Origin of the sequence: Aeromonas sp. R1-1 (assembly GCF_040908495.1) — a bacterium.
Lineage (GTDB): Bacteria > Pseudomonadota > Gammaproteobacteria > Enterobacterales > Aeromonadaceae > Aeromonas > Aeromonas veronii.
Genome location: NZ_JBFODV010000033.1, coordinates 1 through 10,188, shown reverse-complemented (window position 1 = coordinate 10,188; position 10,188 = coordinate 1). Strand labels below are relative to the sequence as shown.

General features: G+C 61.2%; 7 protein-coding genes. 2 read left to right on the top strand and 5 right to left on the bottom strand.

All coding sequences use genetic code 11. The annotated features are described in order from the left end of the window. The 5 genes from AB5Y92_RS01380 to AB5Y92_RS01360 all read right to left on the bottom strand — a co-directional run. Nucleotides 1-1,653 (bottom strand): FAD-dependent oxidoreductase (locus AB5Y92_RS01380; protein ID WP_368225251.1); only part of this gene is annotated, 1,653 nt, incomplete at its 3' end. Beyond that, the gene (locus tag AB5Y92_RS01375; protein ID WP_368225249.1) at nt 1,653-2,234 is read right to left on the bottom strand and encodes a carboxymuconolactone decarboxylase family protein; all 582 of its coding nucleotides are present in this window, start codon (nt 2,232-2,234) and stop codon (nt 1,653-1,655) included. The genes AB5Y92_RS01375 and AB5Y92_RS01380, both read right to left, overlap by 1 nt. 25 nt (nt 2,235-2,259) lie before the next feature. Then, nucleotides 2,260-2,934 carry a DUF1499 domain-containing protein gene (locus tag AB5Y92_RS01370; RefSeq protein WP_368225247.1) on the bottom strand — a complete coding sequence of 225 codons (675 nt, stop codon included), beginning with the start codon at nt 2,932-2,934 and terminating at the stop codon, nt 2,260-2,262. Nucleotides 2,935-3,113: 179 nt separating this feature from the next. Beyond that, nucleotides 3,114-3,392 (bottom strand): peptidylprolyl isomerase, encoded by a 279-nt coding sequence (locus AB5Y92_RS01365; RefSeq protein ID WP_040066119.1) that lies wholly within the window; start codon nt 3,390-3,392, stop codon nt 3,114-3,116. A 122-nt stretch (nt 3,393-3,514) separates the two neighbouring features. Continuing rightward, nucleotides 3,515-3,889 carry a hypothetical protein gene (locus AB5Y92_RS01360; RefSeq protein ID WP_058056020.1) on the bottom strand — a complete coding sequence of 125 codons (375 nt, stop codon included), beginning with the start codon at nt 3,887-3,889 and terminating at the stop codon, nt 3,515-3,517. Between the two features lie 514 nt (nt 3,890-4,403). Here AB5Y92_RS01360 and AB5Y92_RS01355 point away from each other — a divergent pair. Beyond that, nucleotides 4,404-6,179 carry an autotransporter assembly complex family protein gene (locus tag AB5Y92_RS01355; protein ID WP_005334265.1) on the top strand — a complete coding sequence of 592 codons (1,776 nt, stop codon included), beginning with the start codon at nt 4,404-4,406 and terminating at the stop codon, nt 6,177-6,179. A 61-nt stretch (nt 6,180-6,240) separates the two neighbouring features. Next, entirely contained in the window at nt 6,241-10,041 is a 3,801-nt protein-coding gene (locus AB5Y92_RS01350) for a translocation/assembly module TamB domain-containing protein (protein ID WP_201986468.1), read from the top strand. Nucleotides 10,042-10,188 lie beyond the last annotated feature (147 nt).

Here is a 10,188-nt window from a genome sequence, read left to right as displayed (position 1 = left end):
CTGGTAAGGGCCCGCTACGTCTCCCACCGCCAGTATGCTGGGGAAGTTGGTGGCGAGGAAGCCATCGACCGCTATGGTGCCGCGGGGGGCAAGCTCGACTCCCAACTCTTCGAGCCCGAAGCCGCTCACATTGGCGACCCGACCCAGTGCCAGCAGCAGCTGATCCCCCTCCACCACCTGCGTCTCATCGCCCCGGCGCAGTTGCAGCCGGATGGGGAGATCCCCATCGGCGGCGGGCAGATAGTCGGCTCGTTCGGCGCGCCAGCCGGTGAGTAGCTGCACGCCATCTCGGCTCATCTGCCCGGCCAGGGCGTCGGCTACCTCTCTATCTTCGCGGGGCAGCAGTTGCTCCGAGAGTTCCACCAAGGTCACGGGAATGCCGAGCAGGGCGAAGCTCTGGGCCAGCTCGCAGCCGATGGGGCCGCCGCCCAGCACCAGCAGGCGGCGCGGCGGGGTGCGCAGCTGCCAGAGGCTATCCGAGGTGAGGTAAGGCACCTGATCCAGCCCCGGCAGCTTGGGCACCAGCGGCCGGGCGCCGGTGGCGATAACGATATGGCGGCTGGCAAGGCGCTGGCCGTTAACCTCCACCTCCCAAGGAGAGACCAGCCGCGCCTCCCCTTCGATGCATTCCACTCCAAGCCCCTGATAGCGTTCGATGGAGTCGTGTGGCTCGACCTCCTTGATAACCTCCGATACCCGCTCCATCACGGCGGCAAAATCGGCGCGGGAGTGGCTTGGGCTAAAGCCCAGCTCGTCGGCTTTACGCTGCTCTGCGGCAAAGCGGGCGCTTCGGATCAGCGCCTTGGAGGGGACACAGCCGCTGTTGAGGCAATCTCCCCCCATCTTGTGTTTCTCGATGAGCGCCACCTTGGCCTTCACCGCTGCCGCGATATAGCTGGTAACCAGCCCACCTGCCCCGGCACCTATCACCAGCAGGTTGTAGTCGTAGCGAGCGGGTTTGCGGTAGGGGGAGAGCAGGCGCCGTTGGGCAAGGTGTGCGGTCAATTTCTTGACCAGCCAGGGCATCAGCCCCAGCAGGGTCAGCGCGACCATCAGGCCGGGGGAGAGGATATTGCCGGTGCTGGTCAACTGGCCCAGCTCGCTGCCCGCCAGCACATAAACGAAGGTGCCAGGCAGCATGCCAAGCTGGCTGACCCAGTAGTAGGTGCTGACTCTGATGGGGGTGAGCCCCATCAGCAGATTGACCAGAAAGAAGGGGAAGATGGGGATGAGGCGCAGGCTCAGCAGATAGAAGGCCCCCTCCTTCGCCATGCCGGACTGAAAGGTGGCCAGCTTGTCGCCAAAGCGGGCGGTGACCCAGTCGCGCAGCAGAAAGCGGGCGCTGAGAAAAGCCAGGGTTGCGCCTAGGGTGCTGGCGAAGGAGACCAGCAGCAGCCCCCAGCCGACGCCGAACACAGCGCTGCCACCCAGGGTGAGCAAGCTGGCGCCGGGCAGGGAGAGGGCGGTGCTCAGCACATAGATAAGCACGAACAGCAGGCTGGCCGAGACAAAGTGGCTGTCGACCCATTGCGCCACTGCCGCCTGCTGGGCCTGCAAGGCGTCCAGAGTGACGTAACGACCGAGATCGAGGGCAAAAAAGGTGCCGATAAGGCCCCCCATCACCAGCGCAAGCAGCAGGCGGGTCCGGTTCATCAGGCGTCCTTGCTGTCTGGCTGGGCAGGGCGTTCCAGTTGCACCGGCAGCTGGCAGAAGCCCTGCGGCGCGATATCGAGGGCCGCGTTGAACTTGGCCGACATGTTCTGAAAGGCGATAAGACCGGTCAGCTCCACCATAGCGTCGTCATCGAACCAGGGTTTTAGGCGGGCCGCCTGCTCATCGCTCACCCCATCGAGGCCAGTCATCGCTTCTGTGTAGTCGAGCACCGCTTTTTCCCGCTCGTCGAACAAGGGGCTTTCGCGCCAGTTGGCCAGCGCCTCCACCTTCTCGCTGGAGCCAGCTCTCTTTACCAGGGTCATGGCGTTGATGTCGACGCAAAAACGACACCAGTTGAGCTGGGAGACCCGCACCGTCACCAGCGAGCGCAGCACGGGGTCGATGGGGGAGCGCTTGCGGTTGATGACCCCGTAGAGGGTGGCGACGGCGGCAAAGAGGCGCGGCGAGCGGCCCCAGCACTTGCCCGGAATAAGCACCTGACCATAATTGCGCTTTTGCAGCCAGAAAAAGGGGCGGATAAACCAGGCATATTCCCGGTCGGGTTTGACCTCAACGCGCATCAGTTACCTTCTTGTTGTTTCACACTTACGGTTTCAAATTGGGTTTGTAGGCCTGGCCGAGGCGCTCATTCAGGCGGATCAGGAAATCCTCGATCCGCGCCCGGTTGGTGCCCAGATCGCTTTGCCCCTGACGGGAGGCCGATCGCATATCGATGCGGGTCTCTTTGGGGCCAGTAAAGACCCGCAGCGCCACATCATCCTGAAAGCCGAACCAGCCGGTGGTAACCACCGCATCCAGACCATCCGGGCTGGGTCGTACCTGCCAGCCCAGCTCCTGCATCAGTTCGCTGGCTTCAATCAACACTTCGGCAGGAGAAGCCCTGGTAAAGAGAGGACCGGGTTTTGCCTCAACTGCTTTCAGCGGTGCGCTATTTATTGGCAGATCCTGCGCCGTTCTGAGCTCTGCCGCCCAGCGTAGCTGGGGGGGATTGTAGGGATCTGTGCTCACATCGTTGATCAGCGGCATCCGCAGCGCCTGTGCCACAAAGGTCAGCGGCAGCAGCAGCGGCAAAGCGCCGAGGACGCTGGCGTAGCGGTTGCGGCTCCAGGGCAGACGCACCAGCAAGATCAGGGAGACAAGGGCTCCGATGAGACAGATCGCAAAACCGATCCACCAGGGCCAGAGATGAAAGCGGCTGCCGAGGGCGCCAGCGAGCGGGAGTAACCAGGCCAGCAGGGGCCACAAGCAAGAGCAGGGCATAGCACGGGATCCATCGTCGAATGTGGACAATGCCGAGAAGGATAAACTTAATTGCCTGATAACGTTAGTAAATTGATGAGAGTTTGGCGTGGTTTTGGTTAGTTTTGCGAGGGAGATTCAGAGGTCGAGGAAGCCCGCCTGACGGGAGCTTCACCGAGAAAATGGTCAGTTGCGATGACTTAGTTGCGATAGAGCACTTTGATCAAATGAAAGCCGAACTTGGTGCGCACCGGCCCCAGCACCTTGAGCAGTTCACCCTTGAAGACGGCATCGTCAAATGCTTTCACCATATCTCCCTTGGAAAATTCTCCCAAATCGCCAAAACGCTTGCCTGAGGGACAGGTAGAGAAGCGCTTGGCCATCTGGCCGAAGTCGGCTCCCTTCTCGATCTTCTCCTTGATCTCCAGACACTGTTTTTCGGTCTTGACCAGAATGTGCTGGGCACAGGCTTTTTTCATCGGGGCGCTCCTGGGAGTAATGGCGAAGGTTGTTAACGCCAAGGGTGGTAGCAAATGGGGGCGCAAGAGTACCCCAATTTGCCACCGGCGTCAGCCATCACAGCCGCCCTTTATCGGCCGTATTATTGGCGAGCGCGGGTGGCCAGCATGGCGCGGGGACGCGCTTGCCAGATGATCTCCAGACCGAGCAGGGCGTAGAGGCTCCAGATGGCCAGCGGATTGAGCCACTCTCCCCCCAGTTGCAGGGTCATCAGGGCGCAACCTGCCAGCAGCAAGGTGATGCCCGGCAGCCGCCAGTGGACGGGCAGGGGGGCCAGCATCGCCATCGCCAGCAGAATGCCGAGGCCAAACGGCAGGTTTAGGGCGGTAAAAGCCAGCGCCTGCTGACCACTCATGCCGGTCAGCAGGGCCAGCAGGGCGCTGCAACAGGCGAGAAAGGTGATGAACTCGAGACGATCGGCAATATAGTCAGCCATCTGTTCGCTACGTGCATGCATGATGTGTCTCCTTCAGTTGATGGTTCAAGTGTGAGGGAGGGGCGGCTGCAAAGGCAGCGGGATAATTCGATTGCGCTGAACGAGCAATTCTTAATCACCCGCTACGGCTGGCTTTGGCGTGTGCCGGGCCTGTTAAACGGTGAGGGTGGGGTGATGCCGACAAACTCTGTCGTGGTGGGTTTCTGCTGGTAAAGAGAGGAGGAGAGGTGACAAATGGTGCCTGATGGTGGGGTGAGCCTTATTCAGGGCAGGTCAATTCGCTTCCATCGGGAAAGCGGGCGGCGTCATTGTCACCAAAATGTGTGATTTGTGGTCAACCTCTTAAAAGATATGGCGAATTTGCCAATGGTGCTGCGCTGTCGCTGGCCGATGCCTATGTTAGGATAAGGTTCGCCATTTTTCTGGCGCGCATTTTTGTGTCGCGGCCATGCACTGCATGACGTGCTGCGCCGCATTCGGGGTTGGCCCGAAAGGGCGCTGGTTTCCTTCACCACAGATTCAGGAATATTGACCTTTGACAGGATGCATTTCATCCCTGCTGGCAGGGCGTTCACTGTCCGGCCCTGCGTTTCGCCGCGGCCTGCGGGTACTGGGGGTGGGCCTGTTGCTGTCGCTGCTGGCTTCGCCCGCGTTTGCCGCCAAGCTCACCTATCAGGTCAAGGGGTTGAAAGGGGAGAACAAGGATAACGTTGAAGCCTACCTCAATGCCCTGCCGGTCTATCAGGAGCGCCAGTATCGTCCTGCCCGCGCCAAAATCACCGAGAGCGTGCAAAAGGCGCTGCAGGTTTATGGCTACTACCAGCCGAAAATCACCCTGAGCCGCGACAAGAAAACCCCGTCCAAAGTGGTGATTGAGGTAGACAAGGGGGAGCCGGTCATCGTCTCCCGCCTCGATATTCTGCTGGAGGGGGATGCGGGCAGCGACGAGCTCTACAGCGCCTTGCTGGACAAGTTGCCCCTCAAAGAGGGGGAGCCTCTCAACCACGCCAAATATGAATCCATCAAGGCGGATCTGGGCAGCCTCGGGCTGGCCCGCGGTTACTTTGATGCCAAGCTGAGCAAGAGTCAGGTCAAGGTGTTCCCGGACAAGGGGACGGCAGAGATCTTTATTCTGTTCGAATCGGGCCATCGCTACCGTTTTGGCGAGATCCGCTACGATGCCACCCCCGAAGCGCTTCACCTTATTCGCCCGCTTATCAACATCAAGAGCGGCGACCCCTATCTCGCCATCCGTCTGGCCGAGATGTCGCAGGATGTCTCCTCCACCAAGCTGTTCCGTCAGGTCGATATCAAGCCGGTATTGAGCGAGGCGAGCAACTATCGGGTGCCCATTGCGGTGACGCTGGATAACCGGGTCGATCACGAAATCGAGACAGGTATCGGTTACGCCACCGACGTAGGCCCGCGGATGAGTGCCACCTGGGAGAAGCCCTGGGTCAACCGCTATGGTCATCGTCTGTTTGCCACCGCCAAGGTGTCGGCGCCGGAGGCAGAGCTCAGCTTCGACTATCAGATCCCGGTGGGTAACCCACTGCGGGACTACTACTCCATCCAGACCGGTTACCAGTACAAGGACAACAACGATACCCGCTCCGATCTTACCACCATCGGTGTGCACCGCTGGACGCGGCGACCGGAGAGCTGGGATCGGGACGTCTTTATCCGGCTGGAGAACGAGATCTATACCCAGGGCGCCGACGAGGGGAACAGTTTGCTGCTGATCCCTGGGGTCTCCTGGTCCCGACTGCGGGTGCGCGGCACTCTGGTGCCTGACTGGGGGGATCGCCAGCAGCTGACGCTGGAGTTCTCCGATCCCAGATGGGGCTCCGACATCAGCTTTATGCGGGTGTGGGGACGCAGCAAGTGGCTGCGAACTCTTGGCGATAACCACAGATTCCTGATGCGGGCCGAGCAGGGGGCCATCATAGGTGACAGCTTCTCGCTGGTGCCGCCTTCTCTGCGTTTCTTTACCGGTGGCGATCAGACGGTGCGCGGCTTTGGTTACGAGAGCATCTCCCCCACCGGGCCGGATGGCAAGCTGACCGGTGGCCGCTACACCAGCGTGGCCAGTCTGGAATACAACTACCGCTTCAGCGAGAAATGGCTGGGGGCCATGTTTGTGGATGGCGGTACCTCCACCACCGATTACAGCGAGCCCTGGAAAATAGGTACTGGCGTCGGTGTGCGCTGGGTCACCCCCATCGGTCAGGTCAGGCTGGATCTGGCGGTCGGGGTATCGGAGGAGGACAAGCCCTTGCGGCTGCATTTCGCATTGGGGCCTGAATTATGATGTTGTCTAAACGCTTTTTTCTTTGGCCGCTGCGGCTGTATCTTGCGCGGGGGTCTGCATTGTGATCTGGCTAAAACGTATTTTTCTCTGGCTGATGGGGCTGGTGTTCCTGCTGCTCATCGGCGTCAGCCTGCTGGGCTTTACCCATCAGGGCAACAAGTGGTTGTGGCAACAGGCCAAGGGAGCGCTGCCTTCTCTCAAGGGGGAGCTGGTGGCCGGTCAGCTTGGCTACGGCTGGACCCTGGAAGGGGCCGGCTGGCAGGATGATCTGGTGGATGTCACGGTCGATCGCGCCGTGCTCGACTGGGATCTCGGCAAGTTGCTGCAGGGCAAGCTCTGGATAAAATCCTTGGCGGTGACCCATCCGGTGGTCAAGGTAGCCGACTCCGAGCCTGCGCCGGAAGAGCCTTCCGAACCCTTTGTCTGGCGCCCGCTGCCACTCAAGATCCAGGTCGACAGCCTCAAGGTAGCCGATCTCGATCTGGCAGTGCCTGGCGTGGCCGTGACCCTGGGGTCCCTCGATATCGGCGCCACCCTCAACCGCAAGGGGCTGATTGTACGCGGCCCGGTGCTCGATAACCTGAAGGTGACGCTGGATGACGCGGCATCTTCCAACACAGCCAAATCTGCCAAGCAGCCGGCCGCTAACGAGAAGCAAGCCGGTGCTGCTGTGGCGCGCAACGACAAGGCCAGCGCCAAGACCGTCAAACAGGGCAAAGGGACGCCAGCTGCGAACACGGCAAAGGCAGCCCCCATTCTCCTGCCCGCCATTCATCTTCCTTTCCCCATCCAGCTGGAAGGGGTCAGCGCGACCCGGGTGCAATATAAGCAGGGCGAGCTGATCGAAGGGCTCGACAAGCTACTGCTGTCGGCCACCGCCGTCGATGATCGCATCGAGGTGCGCGAGCTCTCGCTGCGCCACGCCATGGCCGATCTGGCGCTCAAGGGCCACATCCAGCTCAGTGACGACTACCCGCTGGCGGTGACCCTGGATGCCAAGGCCCGCAAGGGGCTGCTGGATGGCGAGCTGCAGGATGAGCAGGCCACGCTGGCGCTGAGCGGTTCGGTCGGCAAGCTGGGGCTGGCGTTGTCGGCCAAAGGACCGGTCGTCGCCAATCTCAAGGGCTCGCTGGCCGCTCTCGACCCGGATCTCCCTTTTGATTTGACCCTCGACTGGAAGAGCCTCGGTTGGCCATTTCATAAGCCTACCAAAGATGAGCCAAGCTATCGGCTGGACAAGGGGAGCCTGACCGCCAAGGGCAAGCTCTCCGGCTACCAGTTTGCCCTCAATACCTCCGGCAAGGGAACCGATGTCCCCCCCTTCAAGCTTGCGCTGGACGGGAAGGGGGATCTGGAGCGGCTCAGCAAGATCGCCTTGCAGCTCAACGCCCTCAAGGGGGAGCTCAAACTCGATGGCAAGCTCGCCTGGAACAAGGGGATCGAGTGGCAGGGGACCACCCTGTTCAAGGGGATCAATCCGGCCGAGCTGCTGCCCGAGCTGAAAGGGACGCTGGCCGGTGAGCTGGAGAGCCGTTTCGTGATGAACGAAGCGGGCCACTGGGAGCTGAAACTGCCCAAGCTCAAGGTGGATGGCAAGCTCAACCAGTACCCGCTGGCCCTCAAGGGGGAGCTCAGCGGCAACGACAAGATGGAGTGGCAGATCCCGGCGCTCTCGCTCCAAAGTGGCCCCAACCAGTTGCAGGCCAAGGGCAGTATCAGCAGCGCCCAGTGGAAGCTCGATGCCAACCTGCAGGCTCCCCAGCTGGGGGGCATCTATCCCGGCCTGAAAGGGGATATCAAGGGGCTGGTGAAGGTCAGTGGCAATCAGCAGACGCCAAAAATCGATGCGGATCTGGCCTCCGAGCGGCTCTACTATGCCGGCACCGACCTGAAAGGCATTAGCCTCAAGGGCAATGCGGTGATCGGTGCCAGACCGGCCGGTGAGCTTGCGTTATTGGTGGCACAGCTGAAACAGGGCGAAACCAAGCTCAGCCAGCTGGCCCTGAACCTCAGCGGCGATATCAGTCAGCATCTGTTGACCCTTACCATGAAGGGTGACCCTGTTGCGGCCAACCTCAAACTGGGTGGCGGCGTGCGGGGGGATCACTGGCGCGGGGCGCTCTCCGAGTTGCAGCTGAAAACCCCGCTGCGCCGTTGGGACTTGAGCTCCCCCTGGGCGCTGGATCTCGATCTGCCGCGTCAGCGGCTGGCGATGGGGGATCTCTGCCTCGGCTCCCAGGGTGCAAGCCTCTGCGTCAAGGGGAGTCAGGTTTCCGCTGCCCAGGGGACTCTGGAGTTTGCCCTGAGCGAGTTTGATCTCAAGCGGCTGCGGCCCTGGTTGCCGGACAACTTCCGCTGGCAGGCGATGCTCTCGGCCGATGGGCGTGCCAGCTGGCGTGGCAATCAGCCTACCTTGCATGCGGTGGTGCGTACCACGCCGGGCACTTTTGTGGCCGATGGCCTCAAGACCGACTATCAGCAGCTGGCTCTGGCCCTTGATTTCGAGCGGCAGCAGGCGGCCATTCGCCTCGATTTTGCCTCCAAACAGATCGGCAATATCGATACCGATCTGCTGATCAAGGAGCCCGCCGGTCGCGGTCTGCTCGGTGGTCAGCTCAAGTTTGACGACCTCAAGCTAAATACCTTCGCGCCGCTCATCCCTGAGGTGCGCTCCCTGCAAGGGATCATCTCCGCCGATGCCCGTTTTGACGGCACCCTGGCGGCGCCCCTGCTGTTTGGCCAGCTCAACCTGCGTGACGGTGAAGTGCAGACCCACTCCGACATGGTGACCCTGACCAAGCTGGTGACCCGCCTCAAGATCGAGGGCAACCGCGCCGAGCTCGATGGCTCCATGCTGGTGGGCAAGGGGCCGCTGGCGTTGGGCGGCTGGCTCAGCTGGGCCAAGATGCCGGTCAGCGGCAGCCTCACCATTCAGGGCAAGGATCTGGAAGCGCAATATCCGGGCATGGGTCGGGTCAGAGTCTCGCCCGATATCGCGGTGTCGCTGGGTGAGGAGACCCGCATTACCGGTCAGGTGGATATTCCCTGGGCACGTATTCTGGTCAAGAGCCTGCCGGATTCGGCGGTGGCGGTCTCAGACGATGTGACTGTGGTCTATGACGACCTGCCCCCGGCTCCCAAGCAGGCCAGCCTGCCGCTGGCGATGAAGGTGGCGATCCGCCTTGGCAACGATGTGAAGCTCGATGCCATGGGGCTGAAGACCGATGTTTCGGGCGACCTCAATATCCGTCAGGATCCCGAGAAGCCGCTGGCAGGTAACGGCCAGCTGGTGCTGACCAACGGCCGCTTCAAGGCCTATGGTCAGAACCTCATCATCAAGGAGGGGCGGATCCTCTTCTCCGGTCCGCTGGATCGGCCGTTCCTCAACATCGAAGCCAACCGGGATCCCGATACCATCGAGGGTCAGGTGACGGTCGGGGTGCGGGTGACCGGCCCTGCCAGCAAGCCGGAGATCACCGTCTACTCCGAGCCGCAGATGGCGCAGTCGGAACAGCTCTCCTATCTGCTGCGCGGCAAAGGGCTGCAAACCAACGGAGAAGATGGCGGTTTCAACGGCCTGCTGGTAGCCGGTGCGGTCAATCAGGCCAATGGCGTGGTGTCGAGTATCGGCGAGTCGCTGGGGATGAGCGATGTCTCCCTCGATACCGCGGGCAGTGGTGACAACACCCAGGTGACTCTGTCGGCCTATCTGCTGCCGGGTTTGCAGTTCCAGTACGGGGTCGGGGTTTTCAGCCCCATCGCCGAATTCAAGCTGCGCTACGAGGTATTGCCACGGCTCTATCTGCAAGCGATGAGCGGGGTGGCTCAGGCGGTCGATATCTTCTATCGCTTTACTCTGTAACGCTTCATCCCGTAACAGGGCTGATATGAACGTAAACGGGAGGCTCAGGCCTTAATGCCAGTCAGTTAAGCCTGACTGGCATTGTTTTTATTGGCTTTTTGCACCGCATACTTTTGTGGTCTTGCCTTCACACTGCGGGGGTAACTC